Origin of the sequence: Microbacterium sp. (genome assembly GCF_035556355.1) — a bacterium.
GTDB lineage: Bacteria > Actinomycetota > Actinomycetes > Actinomycetales > Microbacteriaceae > Microbacterium.
The window spans coordinates 35,006-60,996 of the sequence record NZ_DATMFG010000019.1 but is presented as its reverse complement, the minus strand read 5'-3'; the positions used below and the strand labels follow the sequence as shown (position 1 = coordinate 60,996).

27 protein-coding genes are annotated in these 25,991 nt (G+C 69.9%); 14 read left to right on the top strand and 13 right to left on the bottom strand.

The window, feature by feature from the left end:
- Positions 1-152: 152 nt before the first annotated feature.
- Both VNR19_RS04315 and VNR19_RS04310 read right to left on the bottom strand, forming a co-directional pair.
- Positions 153-887 carry an ABC transporter ATP-binding protein gene (locus tag VNR19_RS04315; protein WP_325724244.1) on the bottom strand — a complete coding sequence of 245 codons (735 nt, stop codon included), beginning with the start codon at positions 885-887 and terminating at the stop codon, positions 153-155.
- Positions 884-2,026 carry an ABC transporter permease gene (locus tag VNR19_RS04310; RefSeq protein ID WP_325724242.1) on the bottom strand — a complete coding sequence of 381 codons (1,143 nt, stop codon included), beginning with the start codon at positions 2,024-2,026 and terminating at the stop codon, positions 884-886. Before VNR19_RS04310 ends, VNR19_RS04315 begins: the two co-directional genes overlap by 4 nt.
- 190 nt (positions 2,027-2,216) lie before the next feature.
- Here VNR19_RS04310 and VNR19_RS04305 point away from each other — a divergent pair, with 190 nt between their 5' ends.
- Positions 2,217-2,690, top strand: coding sequence for a GyrI-like domain-containing protein (locus VNR19_RS04305; protein WP_325032623.1), 474 nt, complete (start codon positions 2,217-2,219; stop codon positions 2,688-2,690).
- Between the two features lie 35 nt (positions 2,691-2,725).
- Here VNR19_RS04305 and VNR19_RS04300 read toward each other — a convergent pair whose 3' ends face one another.
- The gene (locus VNR19_RS04300; protein WP_325032624.1) at positions 2,726-3,301 is read right to left on the bottom strand and encodes a TetR/AcrR family transcriptional regulator; all 576 of its coding nucleotides are present in this window, start codon (positions 3,299-3,301) and stop codon (positions 2,726-2,728) included.
- A gap of 80 nt (positions 3,302-3,381) precedes the next feature.
- Here VNR19_RS04300 and VNR19_RS04295 point away from each other — a divergent pair, with 80 nt between their 5' ends.
- The 5 genes from VNR19_RS04295 (at position 3,382) to VNR19_RS04275 (ending at position 8,518) form a co-directional block, all read left to right on the top strand.
- On the top strand, positions 3,382-4,998 hold the full coding sequence (locus VNR19_RS04295; protein ID WP_325724240.1) for an MFS transporter: 1,617 nt from the start codon (positions 3,382-3,384) through the stop codon (positions 4,996-4,998).
- Positions 4,999-5,076: 78 nt separating this feature from the next.
- Positions 5,077-5,496 (top strand): TM2 domain-containing protein, encoded by a 420-nt coding sequence (locus VNR19_RS04290; protein WP_325724238.1) that lies wholly within the window; start codon positions 5,077-5,079, stop codon positions 5,494-5,496.
- Positions 5,493-6,059 carry a pyridoxamine 5'-phosphate oxidase family protein gene (locus VNR19_RS04285; RefSeq protein ID WP_325724236.1) on the top strand — a complete coding sequence of 189 codons (567 nt, stop codon included), beginning with the start codon at positions 5,493-5,495 and terminating at the stop codon, positions 6,057-6,059. Before VNR19_RS04290 ends, VNR19_RS04285 begins: the two co-directional genes overlap by 4 nt.
- 69 nt (positions 6,060-6,128) lie before the next feature.
- Positions 6,129-7,859 carry a sensor histidine kinase gene (locus VNR19_RS04280; RefSeq protein ID WP_325724234.1) on the top strand — a complete coding sequence of 577 codons (1,731 nt, stop codon included), beginning with the start codon at positions 6,129-6,131 and terminating at the stop codon, positions 7,857-7,859.
- Complete coding sequence (locus VNR19_RS04275; RefSeq protein WP_325724232.1) at positions 7,856-8,518, top strand: response regulator transcription factor; 663 nt, start codon at positions 7,856-7,858, stop codon at positions 8,516-8,518. The genes VNR19_RS04280 and VNR19_RS04275 overlap by 4 nt, the downstream gene beginning before the upstream one ends.
- A 13-nt stretch (positions 8,519-8,531) precedes the next feature.
- Here VNR19_RS04275 and VNR19_RS04270 read toward each other — a convergent pair whose 3' ends face one another.
- Positions 8,532-9,380 carry a universal stress protein gene (locus VNR19_RS04270; RefSeq protein WP_325724230.1) on the bottom strand — a complete coding sequence of 283 codons (849 nt, stop codon included), beginning with the start codon at positions 9,378-9,380 and terminating at the stop codon, positions 8,532-8,534.
- Between the two features lie 155 nt (positions 9,381-9,535).
- On the opposite strand from VNR19_RS04270, the gene VNR19_RS04265 reads away from it, so the two are divergent.
- A complete protein-coding gene (locus VNR19_RS04265; RefSeq protein ID WP_325724228.1) occupies positions 9,536-10,288 on the top strand; it encodes an SDR family NAD(P)-dependent oxidoreductase in 753 nt (250 codons plus the stop codon).
- A 25-nt stretch (positions 10,289-10,313) separates the two neighbouring features.
- Positions 10,314-10,865 (top strand): hypothetical protein, encoded by a 552-nt coding sequence (locus VNR19_RS04260; protein ID WP_325724226.1) that lies wholly within the window; start codon positions 10,314-10,316, stop codon positions 10,863-10,865.
- Between the two features lie 66 nt (positions 10,866-10,931).
- Here the strand turns inward: VNR19_RS04260 and ppsA are convergent, their stop codons facing one another.
- Together ppsA and VNR19_RS04250 are read right to left on the bottom strand one after the other, a co-directional pair.
- Entirely contained in the window at positions 10,932-13,337 is a 2,406-nt protein-coding gene (gene ppsA, locus VNR19_RS04255; RefSeq protein ID WP_325724224.1) for a phosphoenolpyruvate synthase, read from the bottom strand.
- Between the two features lie 99 nt (positions 13,338-13,436).
- Entirely contained in the window at positions 13,437-13,871 is a 435-nt protein-coding gene (locus VNR19_RS04250; RefSeq protein ID WP_325724222.1) for a hypothetical protein, read from the bottom strand.
- A 126-nt stretch (positions 13,872-13,997) separates the two neighbouring features.
- On the opposite strand from VNR19_RS04250, the gene VNR19_RS04245 reads away from it, so the two are divergent.
- From VNR19_RS04245 to VNR19_RS04235, 3 genes are all read left to right on the top strand, one after another.
- Positions 13,998-14,324, top strand: a complete 327-nt coding sequence (locus VNR19_RS04245) for a hypothetical protein (protein WP_325724220.1) — start codon at positions 13,998-14,000, stop codon at positions 14,322-14,324.
- A 153-nt stretch (positions 14,325-14,477) separates the two neighbouring features.
- Positions 14,478-14,603, top strand: a complete 126-nt coding sequence (locus tag VNR19_RS04240) for a hypothetical protein (RefSeq protein ID WP_325724218.1) — start codon at positions 14,478-14,480, stop codon at positions 14,601-14,603.
- Between the two features lie 3 nt (positions 14,604-14,606).
- Positions 14,607-15,281, top strand: a complete 675-nt coding sequence (locus VNR19_RS04235) for a DUF6766 family protein (protein WP_325724216.1) — start codon at positions 14,607-14,609, stop codon at positions 15,279-15,281.
- A gap of 49 nt (positions 15,282-15,330) precedes the next feature.
- Here VNR19_RS04235 and VNR19_RS04230 read toward each other — a convergent pair whose 3' ends face one another.
- Both VNR19_RS04230 and VNR19_RS04225 read right to left on the bottom strand, forming a co-directional pair.
- Complete coding sequence (locus tag VNR19_RS04230; protein ID WP_325724214.1) at positions 15,331-16,167, bottom strand: manganese catalase family protein; 837 nt, start codon at positions 16,165-16,167, stop codon at positions 15,331-15,333.
- Between the two features lie 126 nt (positions 16,168-16,293).
- On the bottom strand, positions 16,294-17,304 hold the full coding sequence (locus VNR19_RS04225; RefSeq protein WP_325724212.1) for a glycerophosphodiester phosphodiesterase family protein: 1,011 nt from the start codon (positions 17,302-17,304) through the stop codon (positions 16,294-16,296).
- 154 nt (positions 17,305-17,458) lie between these two features.
- On the opposite strand from VNR19_RS04225, the gene VNR19_RS04220 reads away from it, so the two are divergent.
- Positions 17,459-18,376: a Bax inhibitor-1/YccA family protein gene (locus VNR19_RS04220; RefSeq protein ID WP_325724210.1), complete on the top strand. Its 918-nt coding sequence runs from the start codon at positions 17,459-17,461 to the stop codon at positions 18,374-18,376.
- A gap of 272 nt (positions 18,377-18,648) precedes the next feature.
- Positions 18,649-19,896 carry a non-homologous end-joining DNA ligase gene (ligD, locus tag VNR19_RS04215; protein WP_325724208.1) on the top strand — a complete coding sequence of 416 codons (1,248 nt, stop codon included), beginning with the start codon at positions 18,649-18,651 and terminating at the stop codon, positions 19,894-19,896.
- Here the strand turns inward: ligD and VNR19_RS04210 are convergent.
- Complete coding sequence (locus VNR19_RS04210) at positions 19,848-20,417, bottom strand: TetR/AcrR family transcriptional regulator (protein ID WP_325724206.1); 570 nt, start codon at positions 20,415-20,417, stop codon at positions 19,848-19,850. The two genes, ligD and VNR19_RS04210, sit on opposite strands and share 49 nt — an antisense overlap.
- Before the next feature lie 36 nt (positions 20,418-20,453).
- On the opposite strand from VNR19_RS04210, the gene VNR19_RS04205 reads away from it, so the two are divergent.
- Positions 20,454-21,215: an MBL fold metallo-hydrolase gene (locus VNR19_RS04205; protein ID WP_325724203.1), complete on the top strand. Its 762-nt coding sequence runs from the start codon at positions 20,454-20,456 to the stop codon at positions 21,213-21,215.
- 42 nt (positions 21,216-21,257) lie between these two features.
- Here VNR19_RS04205 and VNR19_RS04200 read toward each other — a convergent pair whose 3' ends face one another.
- From VNR19_RS04200 to ccsB, 4 genes are all read right to left on the bottom strand, one after another.
- Positions 21,258-22,679 carry a glycosyltransferase gene (locus VNR19_RS04200; RefSeq protein WP_325724201.1) on the bottom strand — a complete coding sequence of 474 codons (1,422 nt, stop codon included), beginning with the start codon at positions 22,677-22,679 and terminating at the stop codon, positions 21,258-21,260.
- 75 nt (positions 22,680-22,754) lie between these two features.
- Positions 22,755-24,338, bottom strand: a complete 1,584-nt coding sequence (gene guaA, locus VNR19_RS04195) for a glutamine-hydrolyzing GMP synthase (RefSeq protein ID WP_325724199.1) — start codon at positions 24,336-24,338, stop codon at positions 22,755-22,757.
- On the bottom strand, positions 24,335-24,859 hold the full coding sequence (locus tag VNR19_RS04190; RefSeq protein WP_325724198.1) for a DUF3817 domain-containing protein: 525 nt from the start codon (positions 24,857-24,859) through the stop codon (positions 24,335-24,337). Before VNR19_RS04190 ends, guaA begins: the two co-directional genes overlap by 4 nt.
- A gap of 52 nt (positions 24,860-24,911) precedes the next feature.
- Positions 24,912-25,982: a c-type cytochrome biogenesis protein CcsB gene (gene ccsB, locus VNR19_RS04185; protein WP_325724196.1), complete on the bottom strand. Its 1,071-nt coding sequence runs from the start codon at positions 25,980-25,982 to the stop codon at positions 24,912-24,914.
- Positions 25,983-25,991: the final 9 nt, after the last annotated feature.

Genomic DNA, 25,991 nt, shown 5'->3' with positions numbered 1-25,991 from the left:
CGACGCCCTCGCCGCCGCACGCCGCGTCGGCGAACCCAACACCGAGGAGGTGATCGAACCCGACCTCCGGGCCCTCACAGCCTGACCACGACACGAAGGATCACACGATCACCGATACACCACGTCCCAGGACTTGACCGTACTCCGGCGGCTTAGGTGCGAGCTGGGGTGACGAACCGCGCGGTCGCCGACCCGTTATTGGGCCAGCTTACGCACCCCAGCCTTCCATCCACCATCTCCACAACCCGGTCGCAGTGCTCCAGCACATCCCGGTCGTGCGTCACCATCACCACGGCAACGCCCGAAGCGTGCGCATTGTCCGCGAGCAGCTGCACGACCTCATGACTCCGACGCCGATCAAGCGCCGCGGTCGGCTCGTCCACGAGCAGCAGGCTCGGCGAGTTCACGAGCGCCCGGGCGATCCCGACCCGCTGACGCTCTCCACCGGACAGCTCCGACGGCCGGTGGCCAGCGCGGTGCGCCATGTCGACCGACGCGAGCAGCGCCTCTGCATCGACGTGCCGATTGCCCGCGAGCCGCCCCGCCAGCCGCAACTGATCGGCCGCGGTCAGCGCCGGCAGCAGGTTCCCCGACTGGAACACGAACCCGATGTTGTGCAGACGGAACCGCGTCCGAGCACGACGCGAGAGCGAGCCGAGATCCGTCCCGTGCACCTTGACCGTCCCCGAGTCCGGCTGCCCGAGCGCACCCGCGATCGCGAGCAGCGACGACTTGCCCGAACCCGACGGCCCGACGATCGCCACGAACTCGCCCGGCATCACCGTCAGCGACACCGAGTCGAGAGCGCGGACGCGCGAGTCACCATCGCCGAGCTCCAGCACGGCATCCGTCACCTCGAGCGCGGGCGCCACATCAAAGTCATTCATCGCTGTCCTCCCAGGGCACGAGCGGGGTCGACCCGCGTGATCCTCACCACCGCCACCGCGGCGCCGATCAAACCGAGCACGATCGTCAAGATGGATGCCACGGCGATGGGCTCGAACTCGAGATCGAACGGCATCGCATCGGGCATGAGCGCGCCCATCCCGACACCCGCCGCGACCCCGACGGCGGTGAAGCCGATGAGCAGGATCGCCGCCTGCGCGAGGCTGTCGCGCAGCAGGTACCGGCTGGACGCGCCGACCGCGCGGAGCACCGCGATGTCGTGCGTGCGCTGGATCGTCCACACCGTGAAGAACGCCCCGACGACGAGCGCGCAGATCACGTAGAGGAACACCTGGATCATGCTCAGCGTCAGCGTCTCGGCCTCGTAGCCCGGCGACGCGTTGAACGCCTCGGTCAGCGTCATGGTCGTGGTGCCGGCATCCGCATCGACCGCCTCGAAGTCGATCTCAGCACCGTCAGCCGCCTTCAGAGCGACGACGCTCGAGTACGCGAAGTCGAGCGCGTCGACCTGCTCCTGTGTCGGCGCCCCCGGCTGGGACTGGCCCGCCGCGATGAGGCGCCACGTGTCGATCGGCAGGTACGCGACGTCGACGTGACCGAAGGTCGCTTGCCCCTGCGTGAAGCCGACGACCGTCAGCTCGACGTCGAGGCGGTCGAGGGTGATGACGGTTCCGACCGAGATCCCGGCGTCGCGCAGGGGCTCCGACACGACGATGCCGCCAACCGCCCCGAGTCCGTCGCCCGACGACACCTGCGGAGTGAGGAACCCCGCGGGCTCGACGCCGAAGAGCGTGAGGTCGATCTGCGTGTCGTCATCGGTCACACCGTTGACGATGTTCACGCCCATCGGTTCCGCCTCGGCGACACCCTCAGCGTCCTGCCACACGGCGAGCTGCTCGTCGTCGACGACCGAACGGCTGAACGCGTTGTCGGTCATCGTGCCCTCGTCGAAGGCGAACGCGGTCGCGGGCATCGACTTCAGACCCGAGACACCGTCGTTGACGAGGCCCGACGACAGGCCGGACAGCATGACCACGAGCACCGAGATCAACGCGATCACGATGCCCATCAGAGTGAAGCGGCCGCGGGCGAACCGCAGCTCACGCAGGGCAAGGAACATGAGCACCTTCGGGGAGTGGATTGCTCCGACAGAGTGTCGGAAAGATACCGACAGTGTGTCACCAAACGCGCCGAACTCCAAATCGAAAGGGTGCGGATGCCGCAGGCCGAAGGTCCTCCTCACGACGAGCGCGCGGTCCTACTCTGATCGCCAAGCGAGCGTGCGGGGCGCCCGCGGTGAGGGGACCGCAATGGACTACGACGTGCAGATCACCCAGGCCCCGCGCCGCGACATCGCAGTGGTGCGCACTCGCACGACCTTCGACGAGATACCGGCGTTCATGGGGTCGGCTTTCGCGCAGGTGGTCGGTGCTCTCGGGCCGCGCGGACTGCTCGGCGACGGACCCGCGATCGGCCGGTACTCCGAGATCGACCCGACCGCCGGGACCCTCATGGTGTCCGCCGGCTTCGTCGTTCCCGCGGCGATCGAGCCGGCCGGCGCGGTCGTGCCCGACGAGCTGCCCGAGGCCGAGGTCGCGACAACCGAACACATGGGCGCGTACCCGGACGTGTCAAAGGCATACGACGCGATCGCCTCGGCCATGGCGCTGCACGGACGCGAGATCGACGAGTCCACGATGTGGGAGGAGTACTGGAGCCCACCCGGAACGCCCGACGACCAGACGCGCACGGTGATCTTCTGCCCGTTGAAGCCGACAGCCTGACTCCCCGCGAGGCGACCCCCTACGAGACCAACCCCCTACGAAACCAGCCCCTCCGTCAGCATCCGGTACACGTCATCGGCGACCACCCGGTGATCGGTTCCATGCGACACGAGCCGGATGCCGGCCCCGAGAACACCCTCGAGCAGCACCGCCGCGCGTTGCGGCTCCTCCACGCCGAGATCGCCGAGCACTCGAAGCACGGGTCGCAGCAGCGCGTCGTGCAGTGTCATGAGGTCTTCGAGCCGGCTCGGGCTCAGGTCGGCCTCCCGCAGCACGCCCGCGAGAGCGTGCTTGCCCTCGGCGGTCATCGCCATCGTCGCGTCGACGAATGCCCGCAACTGCGGCAGCCCCGGCTCGATGCCCGCGAGGGCGTCCTCGATCTCGGCGTCCCACCGCTCGATCGCGTCGATCGCGATCGCGACGAGCAGGTCGTCCTTCGTGGCGAAGTAGTCGTAGAAGCTCGACCGCGACATTCCTGCGCGCTCGCACACGCTGCGGGGTGTGACACCGGCGAGCCCCGCGGCGAGCAGCACCTCTTCGCCCGCGCGCACGAGCGCGGCGCGCTGCATGGCGCGGTGCTCGGCGACGGTGGGGGCGGAGATCTTCGGCATCCGGCCATTATCCTCGCGATCCACCCCTACCGGCCACCTTCCCGACAACCTGTCGGGAAAACGGTGTATCGTGTCCCTTCGTGAATTCCGCGACCGATCGATACCACCGCCTGCGCTGGTGGGGCCTCGCGGCGATCTCGCTCGGGGTCGCCCTCATCATCATGGACGCGACCATCGTGTCGGTCGCGATGCCCGAGATCATCTCGTCCCTCGACCTCACGACGACCCAGGTGCAGTGGGTGCAGGAGGTCTACACCCTCGTGTTCGCCGCCCTGCTGATGGTGTGGGGCACGATGAGCGACCGCATCGGGCGGCGACGCCTGCTCATCATCGGTCTCGCGATCTTCGTCGGGTCGAGCATCGTGTGCGCGTTCGCCCCCACCGGCACGTGGCTGATCGCGGCGCGCGCCCTGCAGGGCATCGGCGGATCGATGATCCTCCCGACCACCCTCGCGCTCCTGAACGCGACCTTCCGCGGCAGCGAGCGCAGCATCGCGTTCGCCGTGTGGGGCTCGACGATCGGCTCGATGGCCGCGGTCGGCCCGGTCCTCGGCGGATGGCTCACGAGCGCCTTCTCGTGGCACTGGGCCTTCTGGATCAACGTGCCGTTCGGCATCCTCGTCATCGTCGGGCTGCTCGTGTGCGTCGCGGAGTCGCGTCAGCACGACACGGCGCGCTTCACCGACTGGCTGGGCGCCGCGGCATCCGTCCTCGGCTTCGGCATGCTCGTCTTCGCGCTCATCGAGGGCCGCGCGTACGGCTGGTGGATGGCGACGGATGACGCGCCCGTCAGCCTCGGCGGGTTCAGCATCATCCCCGTGCTCTTCGTGGCCGCCGTCGTCGTGCTGGGCGCGCTCGTGTTCTGGGAGCGGTCGCGTGTGGCATCCGGAAAGTCGGTCCTGCTCGACGTCACGCTGTTCCGCATCCCCAGCTTCAGCAACGGCAACGTCACGGCGCTCACGGTCTCGCTCGGCGAGTTCGGGCTCATCCTGTCGCTGCCGCTGTGGTTCCAGTACGTGCTCGGGATGGACGCGCTCCAGGCGGGACTCGCCCTGCTGCCGCTCGCCGTCGGCTCGTTCCTCGCGAGCGGCTCCATCCACTCGCTGTCGAAGCACCTCTCACCCGTGCAGCTCGTGCGGCTCGGCATCGTGCTCGAGATCGTGTCGCTCGCGGTCATGGCGCTGCTCATCCGCCCCGACTCGACCCTGTGGGTCACCGGCGTGCCGCTGTTCTTCTACGGAATGGGCGTCGGGTTCGCGACGGCGCAGCTCACGCAGCTCATCCTCGCCGACGTGCCGCTCGACAAGTCGGGACAGGCGTCGTCGACCCAGTCGACCGCTCGCCAGGTCGGCTCGGCGCTCGGCATCGCGATCCTCGGGACCGCCCTGTTCACGACGCTCCGCGCCGGCACCGAAGCCCGCCTCACCGACGAGATCTCGGCGAACCCGGGCATCGGCGATCTCGTCGACGCCGTCTCCGATTCGGCCGGCGCGCTCATCGCCCAGCTCTCTGAGAACCCGATGACGGCGGCGATCGCGGATGCCGCGCGCGAAGCTCTCTCGCAGGGCGTCGCGGTCGCCGCGTGGGTCGGCATCGGCGCCCTCATTGTGGGACTGCTGACGACGATTCCGCTCGGCCGCGGCGAGCGGAAGCCGGCCGCCCCGGACGAGGCGCCCGCGCTCGAAGCGGAGGCCTGACCCCCGGACCGCGGGACCTTCGGCCCCTCCGCCTCTCCCCCGCCCGTCCAGGGTGGAGGGGAGCCGAAGGAGGCACGCATGTCCACGTACCCACCACCGACGGGAGCCCCGGGGTACATGGCTCCACCGCTCCCGCTGACGCCGCCCGTGCCGCCGCCGCCGAGGTCCTTCATCGCGACCTGGATGTTCTCGTGGCTGCTGGGCTTCCTCGGGGTCGACCGCTTCTATCTGGGCAAGGTCGGCACCGGCGTCCTCAAGCTGCTGACAATTGGAGGCCTCGGGATCTGGTGGCTCATCGACCTGATCCTCACGCTCGCCGGCGTGCAGCGCGACAAGGAAGGTCGACTTCTGCCGGACTTCGAAGAGCACAAGATGATCGCGTGGATCATCACGGCAGCCGGCTTCGGCCTGTGGCTGCTGACCACGGCGATCTCGCGGGTGTTCGTGCTCCTGCCGGACCAGATCTGGCCGATGATGCCGTGGTGGATGGGCCAATGACCACGTCCACTCACCTCTCGACAGCCGAGTGCTGGGAGCTCCTCGAGCGTGAGCGTGTCGGCAGACTCGCCGTGCTCGAGGAAGGCGTCGGACCCGACATCTTCCCGGTCAACTTCGTCGCCTACCAGGGCGCGATCTACATCCGCAGCGCGCCCGACGTCAAGGTCGTCCGCCTCGCCGCGCAGCCGGCGGCGGCGTTCGAGGTCGACGGGCACGACAAGTACGGCTGGTGGAGCGTCGTCGTGAGAGGCACGGCCGCCCGGGTGACCGACGCGGTCGAGATCGAGCGGAGCGGCATCCGCCAAGTCGTCACGGCCAGCCCCCGTTATAAGCAGCACGTCCTCAAGATCACGCCGCGCACCACGGCGGGCCGGCGCTTCGCCGACCGTTCCGGGATCGCGATCCCCCATGCCGACCCGACGCCGACGGCCCCGATCGAGCTCCCGGACCCGAGCCAGGTGACGGATGCCGCATCCGAGCAGACCCGCTCGACGCGGCCCGTCGAGATCCCGTCGCATCCGCCGCTCCCGGAAGGCACGGCGCCGTACACGCCCTCCGGCTGAGACCCTCGCTGTGGCGTCTTCCGCTTCCCCCGCCATAATGTGGACACGGAGGAAGAAAGGAAGGCGGCCATGGCCGCGGACGACAGCCTCGCCTTTCCGGACGGCCCCCGCCTCGAACTCGACGAGGCCTTGACGGCCCTCCTCGCCCAGGCGGAGAAGGTCCGAGGCACACAGGGGCGCCTACGCGCGCTTCTGGTCGCGACCCAGTCCGTCGTCGAGGAGATCGACCTCTCGACTGTGCTGCGTCGCATCGTCGAGGCGGCGACCACGCTCGTCGACGCGGAGTACGGCGCGCTGGGTGTCATCGCGCCCGAGCGCGACGCACTCGAGGAGTTCATCTTCGTCGGGCTGGACGAACACCAGGCAGCCAAGATCGGTCACCTTCCGTTCGGCCACGGGCTGCTGGGAGCCCTCATCGCCGACCCGCGACCGATCAGATTGACGGATGTCGCGAACGACGAGCGCTCCGCCGGCTTCCCCGCGCACCACCCGTCCATGTCGAGCTTCCTCGGCGTACCGATCCGTGTGCGCGGCGAGGTCTTCGGCAACCTCTACCTCACCAATCGCCGCGACGGCGCCGACTTCACCGACGAGGACGAGCAGCTCGTCGCAGCGCTCGCCACGACGGCGGGATTCGCGATCGACAACGCCCGACTCCTCGACCTCGCCCGCACGCGCGAGAGGTGGATGACGGCCGCGGCCGAGCTCTCCGCAGCGCTGCTCGCCTCGCCGACGGACACGGCCTTCGACCTCATCGCGAGCCGCATCTTCGAACTGCCCGGAGTCGACAAGGTCACGGTGCTGCTGACCGACGAGGACTCGGGCCGACTGCGCATCGTGGCGGCACGCGGCGACGACGAGGCGCAGCTTCGCGGGCTCGTCGTCGACGCCGAGGACGTGTGCGCGGGCACCGTGCTCGAAGACGCCGAGGCGCGCATCATCTCGCATCGGGCGGATGCCGAGCCAGATGTGCTCCTGATCGCCGACGAGACCGGCATCGGTCCCGCCCTCGTCGCTCCGATGCGCACGCACGCTCGGCTGTGGGGCATCGTGTGCATCGCGCGCGAGCCCTCCGGCCGTCGTCTGACGCAGTCCGAGATCGCGAGCGCCGCCGATTTCGTCTCACGCGCCGGCATCGCCCTCGAGCTGGCCGTCGCCCGCGAGGAGTCGCAGCGCGCGATGCTCGCCGACGACCGCAGCCGCATCGCGCGCGACCTGCACGACCACGTGATCCAGCAGCTGTTCGGCACGGGACTCTCGCTGCAGGCGGTCGCCGCGTCACTGCCGCCGGGCCCCGAGGCGCAGCGACTGAGTGAGTCCGTCGAGCAGCTCGACGACGCGATCGCGCAGATCCGCACCGTGGTCTTCGCACTCTCACGACGCGACGAGACCGCGATCCGCCACCGCATCCTCGACGTCGTCGCCGAGATGTCGGGATCGATGCGGCGACCCGCTGCGATCCGCTTCTCCGGTCCCGTCGACCACCTCGTCGTCGGCGACCTCTTCGACGACGTCGTGGGGGTCACACGCGAGCTGCTCAGCAACGCGATCCGCCATGCGCACGCCGACAGGATCTCGATCGAGGTCGCTGTCGATCAGGGCGATGTCGTCGTGACCGTGGACGACGACGGAGTCGGCATCGGCGACACGCATCGCCGCAGCGGGCTGGACAACCTCACCCATAAGGCGCAGCGGCGCGGCGGGACCTTCACGCTCGAATCCTCGGGCGAAGGAACCCGGGCGATCTGGCGCGTACCGCTGCCGAGCACCACCACCGCGCGAAAGGACCGCCCCGAGTGATCGACGTCTTCCTCGTAGACGACCACGAGATCGTGCGTCGCGGACTGGCCGACCTGATCGGCTCGCAAGCCGACCTCGAGGTCGTCGGCGAAGCCGGCACGGCACGACAGGCGATCGGGCGCATCGAGGCGACGCGGCCCGATGTCGCCGTGCTCGACGTGCGGCTGCCGGACGGCAGCGGCATCGACCTCTGCCGCGACATCCGCTCCCGCGTGCCCGACGTGAAGTGCCTCATGCTGACGGCGTACGACGACGACACCGCCGTGAGCGCGTCGGTCATGGCCGGCGCCGCGGGCTATGTGCTCAAGACGATCGGCGGAGACCGCCTGGTCGAATCGATCCGCGCGGTCGCCGCGGGCAGGTCGCTCATGGACGAGAGCGTCGTCCGGCGTGCGACGCAGCAGATCCGCGATCGCGCCGACGACGAAGACCCTCGCCTCGGATCGCTCGGGCTGCGCGAGCGGCAGATCCTGCACCTCATCGCGGAGGGGCTCACCAACCGCCAGATCGGCGAGCGGATCGGCATCGCCGAGAAGACGGTCAAGAACTACGTGTCGTCGCTGCTGACGAAGCTCGGCCTCGAGCGACGCACGCAGGCCGCGGTGTTCGAGCTCGAGCACCGCGACCCGTCGCGACCGTCCGGTTCGCGCGCGCCGTAGCGCGGCATCCGATTCAGACGATGTCTTCGTAGCGCTCCACGCCGGCTTCGTTCGGAACGACGACGACCGGGCACTCGGCGTGCCACAGGATCTCCTGCGCGACCGAGCCGAGGATGCTGCCCGCGAGCAGGCCGCGGTGGTGGGTGCCGATGACGACCATCGACGAACGCCCCGAGTAGCGCAACAGCGCAGCCGAGCGGCTGTCGCGGACGAGCTCGGTCTGGATCGACATCGTCGAGCTGCGCTCGAGCACCCACGTGAGCGCCTCGTCGAGCACGGCGCGGTGCGCCGCCATGACGGCCTCGGGCGTCTCGACCAGAGCCGTGCTGCCGTAGAACGCGGGCGTCGGCATGAGCCACGCGTGCACGAGGCGCAGCGGCACGCCGGTGCGGCGGGCCTCCCGCGTCGCGAACGCGAGCGCGGCGTCAGAGGAGTCGTCGTCGGCGATGCCGACCGTGATCGGCTCGTCCCCATCGACCCAGCCGGCGGGCACGAGCGCGACCGGAACGCGCGCGCGTGTGCTCAGACGCAACGGGATCGCCCCCGCGACCGCGGCGCGGATCGGACGACCCGGGGTCACTCCCACCACGAGCAGGTCCGCCTCGTCGGCGAACTCGGTCAGCTCGTCGGCAATGCCGCCCTCGAGCCGATGCAGCTCGACCTCGAGGCCGGGCACACGCTCGCGCAGGTACTCCTCGGCGTCGCCCAGCACGTCCAGGGCCGCCGCTCGATCCTTGTCCGATCGCGACACGACGTTGACGACATCGACGGCGGCGTTCTCCCGCGCCGCGCGCGCGGCGACCCACGCCAGAGCCGATACGGACGCCGGGCTGCCGTCGTAGCCGATGACGATGCGTTCCATCAGTGGCCTCCCTCGCTGCTTCCATCGCGAGGCTACGTCCGACGCACCCCCGTGAAGTGGGCCGTTGGTCCCGTCGCACCGCGATGCCGACGGGACCATCGGCCCGGCATCCGTCCCCTTCCGACGGTGGAATTGCCTCGAGACGAAGGAGTGACATGAACAACATCGCACCTCGCTTCACCGGCAAGACCGTCATCGTCACCGGCGCGGGCTCGGGAATCGGCCGGGCCACCGTGGAGCGGCTCGCGGCCGAGGAGTGCCGCGTCGTCGCGGTCGACGTATCGGAGGAGCGCCTCGCGAACCTCGCGGAGGAGGTCGACGGCGACATCGTCACCGTCACCGCCGACATCGCCGATCCCGCGGCGATCGCACCGATCGTGGAGGCCGCCGGCGACCGCATCGACGGGCTGGCCAATGTGGCCGGCATCATGGACGGCTTCGAACCGACGGCAGACATCTCGGATGCCACGTGGGACCGCGTCATGGCCGTCAACGTGACCGGCATGATGAGGCTCATCCGCGCCGTGCTCCCCGCGATGATCGCGCAGGGTCACGGAGGCATCGTCAACGTCGGGTCGGAGGCGGGCCAACGCGGATCCGCCGCCGGCACGCCGTACACCACCTCGAAGCACGCCGTGAACGGCCTCACGGTCAGCACGGCGTTCTACTACACCCCGAAGGGCGTGCGCTGCAACGCCGTCGCGCCCGGGCCGGTCGCCACGAACATCGAGGCGCCCTTCCACTCCGAGTGGGGAGCCACCCGCATCGGACCCTTCCTGCAGACGAACGTTCCCGCCGTCGCGCAGCCTGAGCAACTCGCCGCTGCGATCACGTGGCTGCTGAGCGACGAGGCGTCGAACGTGTCGGGCGCCATCATCCCCGTCGACGGCGGATGGGCGGCGATCTGACGACTGCCCGCCAAAGGAGCACACCATGAACAAGACACCCGCCGACACGGTCCTGATCGTGTACGAGTCGATGTTCGGCGGAACCCGGCGCATCGCCGAGGCGATCGCCGACGGCATCCGCGCGACGCATGACGTGACGGTCACACCGGTCACCGAAGCGGGGCCCGTCCCCGACGACGTCGCCCTGCTCATCGTCGGCGGCCCGACCCACGCGCACAGCCTCAGTCGCGCGGCGACGCGCGCCGAGGCGGTGCAGTGGGTGCTGCGGGATCAGCTCGAGCTCGAGCTCGAGACCCGGCTCGGGGATCCCGGCATCCGCGACTGGCTCAAGAAGCACGAGCCGCGTGTCGCGCGCCACGTCGCATTCGACACGCGCGCGGACATGCCGCGGATCTTCACCGGCTCCGCCGCCGCCGTGATCGACAAGCGCCTGACGAGGCTCGGGTCGGAGCGGTTCGCCGAGCCGATGAGCTTCCTCGTCGACCGCAAGAGCCACCTGCTGTCGGGTGAAGTCGAGCGTGCATGGGGGTGGGGCATCCAGCTCGCCGCTCTCCTCGAGCCCGCGGCAGCCCGATGACATATCGCTCGATACGTCGATGCCCGGCACCGTCAGGTGCCGGGCATCGTTGCGAGACCGCGTGACTCACGCGGCCGGAACGCGAGCGCCCAGCTCCGCGAGTCGCATCCACGTCTCGACGACCGTGTCGGGGTTCAACGAGATGGACCGGATGCCGCGCGCCACGAGCCACTCGGCGAAGTCGGGGTGGTCTGACGGACCCTGACCGCAGATGCCGATGTACTTGTCGCGGCGGTTGCACGCCTCGATCGCCAGCTCGAGAACCGCGATTACGGCGGGATCGCGCTCGTCGAACGATCCGGCGACGAGGTCCGAGTCACGGTCGACGCCGAGCACGAGCTGCGTCATGTCGTTCGACCCGATCGAGAAGCCGTCGAAGTGGTCGAGGAACCGGTCGGCGAGCAGCGCGTTCGACGGGATCTCGCACATCATGATGACCTTCAGCCCGTTCTCACCCCGCCGCAGGCCGTTGGCGGCGAGCACGCGCTCCACGGCCTCGGCTTCAGTCAGGGTCCGCACGAAGGGGATCATGATCTGCAGGTTGTCGAGCCCCATGTCGTCGCGCACATACTTGAGGGCTTCGCACTCCATCGCGAACGCGTCCGCGAAAGCATCGGTCACATAGCGCGATGCGCCGCGCCAGCCGAGCATCGGGTTCTCCTCGTTCGGCTCGTAGCGGTCTCCGCCCAGCAGGTGCGCGTACTCGTTCGTCTTGAAGTCGCTCGTGCGCACGATGACCGGCTTGGGCGCGAAGGCCGCCGCGATCGTCGAGACGCCCTCCGCGAGCCGCTTGACGAAGTACTCGCGCGGCGAGCCGTAGGCCTTCGTCCGCTTCGCGATCACCGCGAGCAACTGCTCGTCGAGGGCCCGCTCTCCCGCCGACTCGGCGTCGAGCAGCGCCTGCGGGTGGATGCCGACGTACTCGTTGATGATGAACTCGAGGCGCGCGAGCCCGACTCCCTCGTTGGGGAGCACGGAGAACGCGAATGCCTGATCGGGCGTGCCGACGTTCATCATGAGGTCGACGTCGATCGGGGGCATCCGGTCCACACGCGTCTTCTCGTGGGTGAACTCGGCGCGGCCCGCGTACACGTGCCCCACATCGCCTTCTGCGCAGCTCACGGTGACGAGGTCGCCGTCGACGAGGTCTGTCGTCGCGGTGGCCGTGCCCACGACGGCGGGGATCCCGAGCTCGCGCGCGACGATCGCCGCGTGGCACGTGCGCCCGCCGCGATCGGTCACGATGGCTGCCGCCTTCTTCATGACGGGCTCCCAGTCGGGGTCGGTCATGTCGGCGACGAGCACGTCACCTTTCTCGACGCGATCCATGTGCTCGATCGACGACAGCACGCGCACGCGGCCGACGCCGATGCGCTGCCCGATCGCGCGTCCGGAGGCGAGCACCTCACCGTGGTCGTGCATGACGAACCGGTCGAGCACGGCACCGTCCTCGCGCGAGACGACCGTCTCGGGCCGCGCCTGCAGGATGTACAGACGGCCGTCGATGCCGTCGCGCGCCCACTCGATGTCCATCGGACGCCCGTAGTGCTCCTCGATCACGAGCGCGTGCCGGGCGAGCTCGGTCACCTCGGCGTCGGTGATGCTGAAGCGCTCGCGGTCGGCATCCGGCACGTCCTCGAACACCGTGCTGTGCTCGACGGTGTGCTCGCCCGCGAACCGCAGGGCGGTGGCCTTCTGCCCGACGCGCCGGCGAAGGATCGCAGGGCGTCCCGCACGCAGTCCGGGCTTGTAGACGAGGAACTCATCGGGGTTGACCGCGCCCTGCACGACCGCTTCACCGAGGCCGTACGCGCTGGTCACGAGGACCGCGTCGCGGAAGCCCGACTCGGTGTCGACGGTGAAGATGACGCCGGATGCCCCGATGTCGGAGCGCACCATGCGCTGGACCGACGCCGAGAGGGCGACATCCGAATGCGCGAACCCCTGGTGCACGCGATATGCGATGGCACGGTCGTTGTAGAGCGACGCGAACACCTTCTTGATCGCCTCGAGGATGTTCTCGATGCCGGCGATGTGCAGGTACGTCTCCTGCTGGCCGGCGAACGAGGCATCCGGCAGATCCTCGGCCGTCGCCGACGAGCGGACCGCCCACGTCACCGCGTCGGCATCGCTCTCGCGTGCGATGAGATCGGCGTAGGCCGCGCGGATGTCGCGTTCGAGGTCTTCGGTGAGCGGCTGCTCCAGGATCCACCCGCGGATCGCCGCGCCGACCTCGGCGAGACGTGCGACGTCCGCGACGTCGAGGTCCGCGAGCGTCTGCTCGATCCGGTCGGCGAGCCCGTTCGCCGCGAGGAAGCCGCGGTAGGCCGACGCCGTCGTGGCGAAGCCTCCCGGAACGACCACACCGGTTCCCTCGAGCTGGGAGATCATCTCGCCCAGAGACGCGTTCTTCCCACCCACCTGCGGCAGATCGGCCATCGTGATGGCAGACAGCGAGAGCACGTTTCCCATGCGATCCTCCTCGGTCCGGTACACCTCCACGCTCGCGGAATCGCGCGAGCGAAGGTGGGCCGTTGGTCCCGGCGGATCCGGGGTCGAGGCGGGGGCCGTCTACTCGGCGTCGCCCGCGGCGGCCGCATCCGTCGACTGCTCGCCATGCGAGCGGGCGAACTCGGCCATCGCCTCGTGCGTCGGCACGTCGACGCGAAGGCGGATGCTTCCGCCGCCGGCGCCCGCGCCGTTCACAACGGCCGCTCCCCCGAGCAGATCGAGGAGCGGCGCCATCGCCTTCGCGATCCTCTCGGGGAGGTACCCGACCCGGCGCCCGTTCGAGAAAACCGCGATGGTCGACCTGCGCCGAGCCGCCTCGTGACGCAAGACGTAGAGCCGGCTCCGGAGGTGTCGGCGCTCCGGGTCGTTGACGACGAAGTGGGTCCGCTCGAGCGCGACGCGTCGCGACGGAAGGTGCCGCAGATCGGGCAGCGTCTCGTGCCGGCGAACGCGGCCGACGACGAGATGGAGGAAGTGCTCCCACGATTCGGGCATGTGTCGAACGCTACGCGGTCGACATGTGCGGGCCTCACAGGTTCGACCCGCGGGCGCCGGTAACAGATGCCCTGCCACGGTGCAAGGGCCACACGCATCCGCGAGATCGCCTGTTAGGCACGAAGCATGAAGCTCTTGATCTACGCGGGAGGCGAGTACCTCACCGGGGACGACATCGCTCTCGCGCTCGTCGATTACAGCCAAGCGCTGGCGTCGGTGGGAACGGCCGAGAGCGTCGAGATCCCGATCCGCGAGAGGGATGGATCTGCCGGAAGCGCCGTGTTCCTCGTCGGGCCGTCGAGTCAGATCGTCGCCAAGAGCACGCACGAGGACGGCCAGGAGGAGCTCGTCGACGATGCGGTGGTCGACCGCCTCCGCGCGCGCATGCGCCGCCTGCGCCCGCCGCCCGCCGAACCGGGACGCATGATCGACTGGGACATGGACGCGCTGTGATTGCGAGGGGGCGCCTCGCGGGCTGAGCCGCCCACCCCGGGCGGTATCCCTTCCCAGGGGACGTGTCAACGGTCTGCCCTCCGCCGGCGATCAGTCACAGGATCGAGACGGTCGCCCCGCAGCCGTGCGGGGCGCGCGTCGAAAGGCGGCATCATGGCCCACTTCACTCCGGAAGAAGAAGGAGCGCGGATCGGCGAGGCCGCCGTGTTCTGGTCGTGGATCGCGGTGCTCGCGGTCGGGTTGGCGTACATGATCATCGTTCCGCTCACGGGACGATGACGCGTGCGCCCGCTCAGAGACAACGGTCTCAGTCTGCTCTTCGGCGCGCTCTTCCTCGTGACTCTCGCGGGTCAGTCCATCGCGGGCTACTTCGAGTACAGCGAGCGGATGCAGGAGCACGGGCAGGCCGCCGAGACCTTCGGCGCGTTCGTGCTGTCGTCCGACTTCGTCGTGGACGTCGCCGAGAACTGGCAGTCCGAGTTCCTCCAGTTCTTCCTCTTCATCGCCGCCACGATCTGGCTCGTTCAGCGCGGCTCACCCGAATCGAAGAAGCCCGGCGACGAAGGCGCCGGCAGCGACGAGGAGCAGATGGTCGGCGAGCACGCACGCGAGGACTCGCCGTCGTGGGCCCGCGCCCGCGGATTCCGGCAGGTCGTGTTCTCGAACTCGCTCCTGCTGGTCATGGGGACGGTCTTCGTGCTGTCGTGGCTCGCGCAGTCGCTCGCGGGCACCGTCGTGATGAACTCCGAGAACGCGCAGCACGGGCAGCCGCAGATCACGTGGCCTGAGTATCTCGCCACGCCGGACTTCTGGTCTCGCACCCTCCAGAACTGGCAGTCCGAGTTCCTCGCGGTCGGTGCGATGATCGCGCTGTCGATCTACCTGCGACAGCGGGGGTCGAGCGAGTCGAAGCCGGTCGGCCTGCCGCACCACACGACTTCGGTCGAGTCCGACTGACGACACGAACGGGCCCGGTGCGGTCAGCACCGGGCCGGCCGCATCCGTCTCACTTCTCGGTGAGCTTGTCCTTGATCGCGCCCTCGGCCTTGTCGACGATGTTCGGCTTGCCGTCCGTGCCGTAGAAGCGCGGGTCGGGCGTCGTCGGCGGCGGCATGGGCACCGCCGTCTCGGGGCCGTCGAGATAGGTGAACTCGCCCTTGCCGTCGGGCGTCGACCCCGAGGCCCACGAACCCTCGGCCGCGGCGACGCCGTCCGAGAAGTTGATGTACTCGTATGCGACGTCGCGACGCTCGCGAGCGAGCGGGAAGTTGCTCGGCACCGGGAGGTCTTCGACGCCCTCTTCGCGCAGCTCCTGCGCCGCGCGGATCCACTGGTTCTGGTGCATCGTGTCCCTCGCGAGCAGGAACGACAGCAGGTCGCGCACACCGTCGTCGTCGGTCATGTTGTAGATGCGGGCGACCTGCACGCGGCCCTGCATCTCGGCGTTCGCATTCGCGGTGAAGTCGGCGAGCAGGTTGCCGCTCGCGGTGATGTACGAGCCCTGCCACGGGTTGCCGTTGCTGTCGACGGGCCGCACACCCGCGCCCAAGACGGGGTCGGCCGCCGCGGCCGCCTCGGACTGCTCGACCGGCGCCTTCTCGAGCAGCTGGGCGATCATGATCGCGAGCATCTCGACGTGCCCGAACTCCTCCGCCCCTATCCCGTACAGCAGATCGCGGTACTTGCCGGGGATGTGGCAACTCCACGCCTGGAACCCGTACTGCATCGCGACCGTGATCTCGCCGTACTGACCGCCGAGCACCTCCTGCAAGCGCCGCGCGAAGATCGCGTCGGGCTTGGCGGGGCTCGCCTTGTACTGGAGTTCCTGCTTGTGGAAGAACATGTGGTCTCCTTCGTCCCTGAAGGCACCACTGTGCGCGCGCGTCCACGCGTCGCGCGCCGGGGTTCCGCGCATCCGGCCTCTCGCGTACCCTGCGCCGCGTGCGGCGACCGCGGCGTGGGATCGTCGCTACGATCCGAAGAACGCCACGCCGAGGTCAGGGTGGTCGACGAACACGCCGTCGAGGGCCGCCTCGCGGATGACGCGCCACTCCCCCTCGTAGTCGCCGAACGCGGCCTTGCCGCCCGAGCCGCGGAACTGCGGGATGAGGAACGCGTTCTCGGGACGCGCCGTCCACGTGAAGACACGCAGCCCACGCTCACGAGCGTCGCGCACGAGTGGCGCCGGCCCCGACGTGCGCCCCCAGCGGTCGGGCGCGAGGATCAGCCGCTTGTCGACGCTGATCCCGTCCACGCGACCGACGAGCGCGTCGAGGCCCGCCGGGCTCACATCGCGCCGGTACGTCGGCGCGTGCCGGCCGAGTCGTGCGACGAGGTCGTAGGGCTTGCCGCTCGCCTCGATGAGGTAGATGTACGAACCGCGGATGCCGCGCTCCCGCAGCCGGTCGAGGATGGTCGCCTCGAACGCCTCGATCACGAGCGGATGCCGCCCGTCCGCCCACCCCGCGTCGCGCAGCTCCGTCTCGATGAGCTCCGCGAGGTCCCACCCGAGCGCCTCCATGTAGGTCGCGTGCTTGATCTCGAGCACGACCCCGATCTCGCGTCCCTGCTCGAGCGACGCGGCGCGGACGAGGTCGAGCACATCGCGCAGTCGCAGCACGGGCTGCCGGTCGTCGAACGACGCGCTCACCGTGCGCAGCACCGGCAGCCGCTCGCGGCAGCGCAGCGACGCGAGCTCATCCCACGTGAAGTCCTCGGCGAACCATCCCGTGAGCGAGACGCCGTCGACCGGCTTCGTGGTGCGCCGGTCCGCGAACTCGGGACGGGTCGCGACATCCGTCGTGCCGGAGATCTCGTTCTCGTGCCGCACGACGAGCACACCGTCCTTCGACACGACGATGTCGGGCTCCACGGCGTCCACGCCCATCGCGAGCGCGAGGTCGTACGACGAGCGTGAGTGCTCCGGACGATAACCGGGCGCGCCGCGATGTCCGATCACGAGCGGACGCCGACGTGGCACGGTCCCAGGCTACAAGCGGCCCGTCGCGGGGCGGCGGGCGCGGCATCCGGTCTTGGCCTTCTCACAGCCACGCCGGGACTCGGGCCGCCCCGCGTCCGATATCGTTGATCAACAGCGCTCAGCTGTCCTATCCCGACTTTGGAGTGTGAGAGCAGTGGCCCTCAACAACCCCGCATTCAACAACCCGGCGTTCCAGGACCAGCGCGCCGTGAAGTCCTACCCCGGCGGATCACAGGCGGCGACCATCGGCGGTCAGAGCCAGTTCGCCTCGGCGCAGCACGCAGCGACGGATGCCGCCGCCAACGCCCAGCTCGAAGGCGCATTCGCGGCTCCTCCCGCGGGCGCCATCGAGACGGGTCGCATGACGGTCGAAGACACCGTCTGGAAGACCCTCGGTCTGTTCGCGATCCTCCTCGTGACCGCGTTCGCGGGCTGGATCTGGACGATGGCCGGCGTCACCCCGGCGAACCCGAGCCCCAACATCGCGCCGTGGCTCATCGGCGCGTTCGGCGGGTTCATCCTCGCGATGGTCGTGATCTTCTCGTCGCGCAAGAAGGTGCGCCCCGCACTGATCTTCTCGTACGCGGCCTTCGAGGGACTCTTCGTCGGCGGCATCTCGGCGTTCTTCGAGATGATCTGGCCCGGCATCGTCTTCCAGGCGACGCTCGCGACCCTCACCGTCGTCGGCGTCACCCTCGCGCTGTTCGCGAGCGGCAAGATCCGCGCGTCGGCTCGGGCGACGAAGATCTTCATGATCGCGATGATCGGCTACCTCGTGTTCTCGCTGATCAACGTCGGCCTCATGATCTTCAACGTGCCGATCGCAGGCGGTGCCTTCGGCCTGCTGAGCGAGCGCATCATGGGCATCCCGCTCGGCCTCATCATCGGCGTGCTCGTCGTGATCATGGCGGCGTACTCGCTCGTGCTCGACTTCGACTCGATCCAGCAGGGCGTGCGCAACGGCGCCCCCCGTCAGTACGGCTGGCTGGGCGGCTTCGGCATCATGGTCACGGTCGTCTGGCTGTACATCGAGATCCTGCGCATCCTCGCCATCGCCCGCGGCGACGGCTGACGCACGGTTCGCACGGTTCTTCACGAGGGGTCGCCCGGTTCGGGCGGCCCCTCGTTCCGTTCTGCCCCGCCCCGCCCCCGCTCTTGCCCTCGCCCCTGCGCCGAGTGCACGACTTACCGTCGAGTGCACGGGTTGCGGGCGCAGCGAAGTCGTGCCCTCGGCGCGACGTCGTGCACTCGACGCCGGGGAGCGTGGGGTGGGTGGGGTGGGTGGGCTGGCGGGCCGCGCGCAACCCCTGGCCGCAGCATCCGGGCATCGCTAGCGTGACGAGGGTGGCAGGCAGAGCGGAGACCTTCGTCGAGGCGAACGGACACGAGGTGCGGGTATCGCACCCCGACAAGATCGTCTTCCCCGAGCCCGGACTCACGAAGCTCGACCTCGTCGAGTACTACCTCGCCGTCGCCGACGGCGCGCTTCGCGGCGCGGGCGGACGCCCCATGGTGCTCAAGCGCTTCGTGAAGGGCATCGACAAGGAGGCGTTCTTCCAGAAGCGCGTGCCCGAGAACCACCCCGACTTCATCGACACCGTCACGCTGCACTATCGGCGCGGCACGTCGGCCGAGGAGGCGGTCGTGCGCGACGCCGCGGGGCTCGCCTGGATCGTGAATCTCGGATGCCTCGACCTGAATCCGCACGCCGTGCGCGCGGAGGACCTCGACCATCCCGACGAGCTCCGTGTCGACCTCGACCCCATGCCGGGCGTCGGCTGGTCGCAGATCGTCGATGTCGCGTACGTCGCGCAGGAGGTGCTCCAGGAGCGCGGGCTCGCGGGCTGGCCGAAGACCAGCGGATCGCGCGGACTGCACATCCTCGTGCGCATCGAGCCGCGGTGGGAGTTCAAGGACGTGCGGCTCGCCGCCGAAGCGCTCGCGCGCGAGGTCGAGAACCGTGCACCGGGCCTCGCGACGGCGCGCTGGTGGAAGGAGGAGCGCGGAGAGAGCGTGTTCGTGGACTTCAACCAGAACGCGAAGGACCGGACCGTGGCATCCGCATATTCCGTTCGACCCCTGCCGGATGCGCGGGTCTCGACTCCGCTCACGTGGAGCGAGGTGCGCACCGCCCGCCCAGAGGAGTTCACGGTGGCGACGGTGCTCGAGAGGTACGCGGCGATCGGCGACCCGCACGAGGGGCTCGACGACGAGGTCGGCGTGCTCGACGGACTGCTCGACCTGGCGGCCGAGTTGGGCCCGGCGGAGCGGGCGCCGCGTGGATCCGGCTCTGGCTCCGGCGACGGGCGTCGCGTGTCGACCATGCCCCTCATCGAGATCGCGCGCACCGAGACGAAGCCTGAGGCGATGGCCGCGCTCGAGGAGTGGAAGGCGAAGCATCCGGATGCGGCCGACAAGCTGAGCCCCGCCGACGTGCTCGTCGACGGCATGCGCGGGTCGAGTTCGATCTGGTACCGCGTGCGCGTGAACCTGCAGCACGTGCCCGAGGATGAGCGTCCGCCGCAGGAGGAGCTCCTCGTCGACTACGACCCGTGGGCTGGCAAGACGTGGCCGGGGGCGCCCGCCTCCTGAAGGTCGAGGCTCGACACGATCCGCCCCAGGCCCCACTCGAACGCGTCGTCCACGCTGCCGCCGAGCCGGAAGGCGCCGAGCAGCTCCATCATGGCGAACCCCGTCACCCACGCCGTGAGCAGCCGCGCGGCATCGAGCGCGCACTCATCGCCGATCGCGGCCCCCGTGGCGCGCAGCACGGGGGCGCTGACACGGGCCAGCACCTCGGGGTCGCCGGGTCCGCCGAGGATGAGACGGAACCCCTCCGGCTGCTCGTGCGCGAATCGGCGGTACGCGCGTGCGAGCGATTCGAGTTCGTCGCCGGCCTCTGCGAGGCGGGCGCCCAGGTCGAGGGCGATCTGCGTCGACACGAGCGTGAGCAGCGCTTCGCGGTCGCGTACGCGCTTGTACAGCGACGGCGCGCGCACGCCTACCCGCTGGGCGACCGCCTGCATCGTGACGTTCGCGGGGCCGCCGTCGTCCAGCAGGTCCCGCGCGGCGGCGACGATCTCTTCGAGGGTGGTGCGTTCCGGAGTCGGCATTCGATCATCTCCCCATGGCTACGGTTATAAGCTATCATGGCTACATCGAATAGCCATCAGAACGATCGGAACACGCTCATGCGACTCGGCCCGCACCTCTCCCGCATCGGCAACGACATCGTGGCCGCGCACCTCATCGACACGCCCGACGGCATCACCCTCATCGACGCCGGCCTCCCCGGGCACTGGTCCGACCTGCGCGCCGAGCTGCGTGCGCTGGGCCGCGACATCCGCGACATCCGGGGCGTGATCCTCACCCATGGCGACAGCGACCACATCGGATTCGCCGAGAGACTCCGCCGCGAGACCGGCATTCCCGTATACGTGCACGCCGCCGACGCCGACCGCGCGCGCGGCGGCGACAAGCCCAAGCTCTCGATGGGCCCCGCCCGGCTCTGGCCGACGCTCGGCTTCTTCGCGTACGGCCTCCGCAAGGGCGGCGTGCGCACGACGTACCTGACGGAGGTCGTCGAGGTGGCCGACGGCGACATGCTCGACCTGCCCGGCGCCCCGCGGATCGTGAGCCTTCCGGGCCACTCGCCGGGCAGCATCGCCGTGCATTCCGAGCTCGCGGAGGCCGTCTTCGTGGGCGATGCGCTCACGACGCGGCACGTGCTCACGGGACGCGAGGGCCTGCAACCCGCACCGTTCACCGACGACCCTGATGAGGCCCTCGCCTCCCTCGACCGCCTCGCGGGCCTCGACGCCGCATGGGTCATCCCGGGGCACGGCGCGCCGTTCCGGGGATCCCCGGCGGATGCCGCGGCGGCCGTGCGCGCTGCCGCGCAGCCCGCGTGACACGGGTCTTGGGGCGGATCTCGTGAAATCCGCCCCAACCCGTCAGGACGGAGAGGACGGGGACGGCGGGGAGCCGGCCACTCGCCGCGACGGTCGCGCAAGAACATCGCGCACGGCCGAGGCGAGCGACTCGACGACGTGCTCGGAGTCGACCCGTCGCCCCGCGCACACCGCCTCGCGCGCGAGCTGCGCGTGCAGCTCTGGGTCGCTCAGCACGCGCACGATCGCGTCGGCGAGCGCCTCCTCGTCGGCATCCGGCACGAGCACTCCCCCGCCTTCGGCGAGCAGCTCGCGGGGGCCGTACCGCACGTCGTACGACACGACCGGACACCCCTCGACGAGCGCCTCGGCGAGCGAGAGGCCCTGCCCCTCGTAGGCCGACGTCGACACGAACACGAGCGCCTCGCGCAGCACGCGCGACGGGTCATCCGTCGTTCCGCGCAGCGCGACGTGCGCCCCCATCCCGAGCTCGTCGATGAGGTCCTGCAGCCTGTCGCGCTCGGGTCCGTCGCCGTAGATGTCGAGCGTCGCGCCGGGCACGCGCGCGACGACCTCGCGGAACGCCCGGATCGCGTGGTCGACGCGCTTCCCCGGCGCGAGGCGGTTGAGCATGACGACGCGGCCGGGCACACGCTCGGATGACGGAACGACGGATGCCGCGGCCGGCACGCCATGCGGAACCACGACGTGCACGTCCGACGCTCCGAAGCGCTCCTCGACGTCGGCCCGCTGCGCGGCCGTCGGCCACAGCACGGCATCGAACCGCTCCGCGAGCGAGAACCACCGTGACCACAGCTTGTTCATGGGACCTGACGGGTCGTACGGCGGCTCGAGGTGGACCGTGTGGATCGCGTGCATGAGGCGCACGTCGGGGTCGTCCCATCCCGCGAGCAGCTCGCCCAGCTGACGCGACTCGCAGATGACGACGACCGGCCGGTCGGGCCTCTCGCCGCGGACCTCGCGCACGACGTGGTCGAGCCACACGCGGTAGAGCTCGCCGAACCCGTCGAGCACGCCGGCTACGGCGCCGTCGGGGTCGTGCACGACCACCGGAGCGGCACTGATGTGCCAGTCCGGATCGCCGGCGATGACCGGCAGCGACACGGCAGGCGTTTCGGCCGGTACAGGTCGATACTCCAGGGCCGGATCCGGCGCTCCCGCGTGCGCGGCCGCGAGCAGCCAGGGCGCGGCGCCGCCATGGGCACCGGACGCCTCGTCGAAGAGGTTCCGCATGCGCGACGGGTCGATCACGAGGTCGCGCCCCGCGAACGTCGCCCGGTGCCGGGCGTGCTCGGCCGGCGTGCCCGGATCGACCGTCAGCAGGAGCGGTCCGAGCCCGTCGTGGACGCCCGCGGCCGCCATCTGGCGCGCCCGTGCGAGCGTGGCGAGCGTGTAGCCGCCGTCCATGTCGGGGATGAGGCGGCTCGAGAGCACGAGGTATTCGGCGTCGGGGAAGTCCGTCACGATCCCATCAAACACCGCGCGCGTCGCCCGCGCAGGCGGGTCAGGCCGACTCGACGCGGAACACCGGGACGCGCGTCACTCCCACTCGATCGTCCCCGGAGGCTTCGAGGTCACGTCGAGCACGACGCGGTTGACCTCGCGCACCTCGTTCGTGATGCGGTTCGAGATGCGCGCGAGCACGTCGTACGGCAGGCGCGTCCAGTCGGCGGTCATCGCGTCTTCGCTCGAGACCGGACGGAGGACGATCGGATGCCCGTATGTGCGCCCGTCGCCCTGAACGCCGACCGACCGCACGTCGGCGAGGAGCACGACCGGGCACTGCCAGATCTCGCCGTCGAGCCCCGCGCGCGTGAGCTCCTCGCGCGCGATCGCGTCGGCGTCGCGCAGGATCTCGAGGCGGTCGGCCGTGACCTCGCCCACGATGCGGATGCCCAGACCCGGACCCGGGAACGGCTGTCGCGACACGATGACCTCCGGAAGCCCGAGCTCACGGCCGATCGCGCGCACCTCGTCCTTGAAGAGCGTGCGCAGCGGCTCGACGAGCTCGAACTGCAGGTCTTCGGGCAGGCCGCCCACGTTGTGGTGCGACTTGATGTTCGCGGTGCCCGTGCCGCCGCCGGACTCGACGACGTCGGGGTACAGAGTTCCCTGCACGAGGAAGCGGATGGGCTCGCCCTCTTCAGCCGCCTCCGCGACGAGCTCGCGTTCGGCCTGCTCGAAGGTGCGGATGAACTCGCGTCCGATGATCTTGCGCTTCTCCTCGGGGTCGCTCACTCCCGCGAGCGCCGAGAGGAACCGCTCGCGCGCGTCGACCGTCACGAGCCGCACACCCGTCGCGGCGACGTAGTCCGTCTCGACCTGCTCGCGCTCGCCCTTGCGCAGCAGTCCGTGATCCACGAACACGCACACGAGCTGGTCGCCGACGGCCTTGTGCACGAGCGCCGCCGCGACGGCGGAGTCGACGCCGCCCGACAGCGCGCACAGCACGCGACCCGAGCCGACCTGCTCGCGGATGCGCTCGACCTGCTCGGCGATGACGTTGCCGCTGTTCCAGTCCGAGGGCAGGCCGGCCGCGCGGTGCAGGAAGTTCTCGATGACGCGCTGCCCGTAGTCGGTGTGCTTGACCTCGGGGTGCCACTGCACGCCGTAGAGCTTGCGATCGTCGTCGCCGAACGCCGCAACCGGCGTCGCCGCGGTCGAGGCGAGCACCTGGAAGCCCTCGGGCGCGCGCGCCACCTGGTCGCCGTGGCTCATCCACACGTTCTGCTGCGGCGGCTGGTCGGCCAGCAGCACTCCGCCGTCACCGGTCAGCGAGGCATCCGTCGCGCCGTACTCGCGCAGGCCGGTGTTGGCGACCTCGCCGCCGAGGGCCTGCGCCATGACCTGGAACCCGTAGCAGATGCCGAGCGTCGGCACGCCGAGCTGGAACACGCCGGCGTCGAGTTGCGGAGCACCCGGCTCGTACACCGACGAGGGGCCGCCCGACAGGATGATGCCCACGGGGTTCTTCGCCGCGATCGCCTCGGCGGATGCCGTGTGCGGCACGATCTCGCTGTAGACGCCCGCTTCGCGCACGCGACGCGCGATGAGCTGCGCGTACTGGGCGCCGAAGTCGACGACGAGGACGGGGCGCTGGGAGGTCTCGGTCTGCTCGGTCACTTGCCGCCTTCGGTGGGGATCTTCGCCGTGAGCGTGGAGTGCTCGGCGAGCTGATGGGTCTGATCGGCTCCGGATGCCGCGGCCGCCTCGCGCTCCGAGAGGTAGGCCTTCACGTCACGCGCGACGCGCACCTCGAGGAAGAACGACAGCAGCGGCACGACACCGCCGGACGCGAGGAGCAGGAAGCGCCAGAAGGGCCAGCGCATGAGGCTCCACACGCGGAAGCACGAGAAGAGGTAGACGACGTAGAACCAGCCGTGCGCGACGAGGATGCCGAGCGACAGGTTGAAGCCGTCGCCCGTCGACTCGAGGCCGTCGGGGCCCTCGACGACGGGAGCGAACCACAGGAACCCGCCCGACCCGCCGAGGAACAGCTCGTACCCGAACGCGGGCACGTACTTGAGGATCATCTCGGCGACCAGGAGCAGCAGCATCGTGCCCGTGATGACCGAGCAGATCTGGTAGAACTTCAGGGCTCCGCGGATCGCCGGAAATGAGGCGAGCTTGGGGGCGGCGGGCATGATCCAAGTCTAGTCTCGCGGGCTGGGAGCATCCGCCGGGCGGGGAGGGCCGTCAGCTCAGGCCGCTGTAGACGTGCAGGCCCTTGAAGAACATGTTCACGATCGTGAAGTTGAAGATCACCGCGACGAAGCCGATGATCGACAGCCACGCCGAGCGCGCCCCGCGCCAGCCGCGCGTCGCGCGTGCGTGGATGTAGCCCGCGTAGAGCACCCAGATCACGAAGGTCCACACTTCCTTCGTGTCGAAGCCCCAATAGCGGCCCCACGCGTCGTTGGCCCAGATGGAGCCGGCGATGAGCGTGAAGGTCCAGAAGATGAAGCCGATGATCGCGAAGCGGTACGCGAGCGACTCGAGCGCGTCGGCGCTCGGGAGGGTGCGGAGGAACCCCGGTCCGGTCTTCGCGGGGGCGTCGGCTGCCTCGGTCGCCGCGACCTTCGCCTCGCGGCGCGCCTGCATGAGCTGGAGCACCGAGAGGCCGAACGCGAGCGCGAACAGCGCCGTCGCGAGCGACGCGACGAAGACGTGGATGACGAGCCAGATGCTCTTGAGCGGGTCGGCGAGCGGCACGATCTCGACGTAGAACGCGAGCGTCGCACCGCCGAGCAGCAGCACCGTGAGGCCCGTGATGAGCACACCGAGGAAGCGCAGGTCGTACTTGAACAGCGTCACGAGGTACACCGCGACGATGAGCAGCGTGCCGGTCAGGGCGAACTCGTACATGTTCGACCACGGCACGCGGCCCGCCGCGATGCCGCGCGTGACATCGCCCGCGAGGTGGAAGAGGAACCCGAGCACCGTCAGCGACGTGCCGATGCGCGCCCAGACCATGCGACGGCGGTTCGTGATCGGCGCCTCGAGGTCGGCCTTCGCGGCGGCCTCCTGCGCCCGCACGGAGCCGATCGTCTCGCGGGTGGCCGATGGGACGGATGCCCCGGCCGACGCCGCGCCGACGCCGACGAGCTCGCGCTCGCGCGTCGCGGCGTCCTTCGCCTCGACCGCGAGCGCGGAGCGCCGGGCGAGGTCGATCGCGTACGCGATGAAGGCGAGCGAGTAGATCGCGATCGCCGTCCAGACCAGGAGCACCGACACCGAGTCGAGCGAGAGCGTTTCGGTTGCGGGCATGGCTGCCAT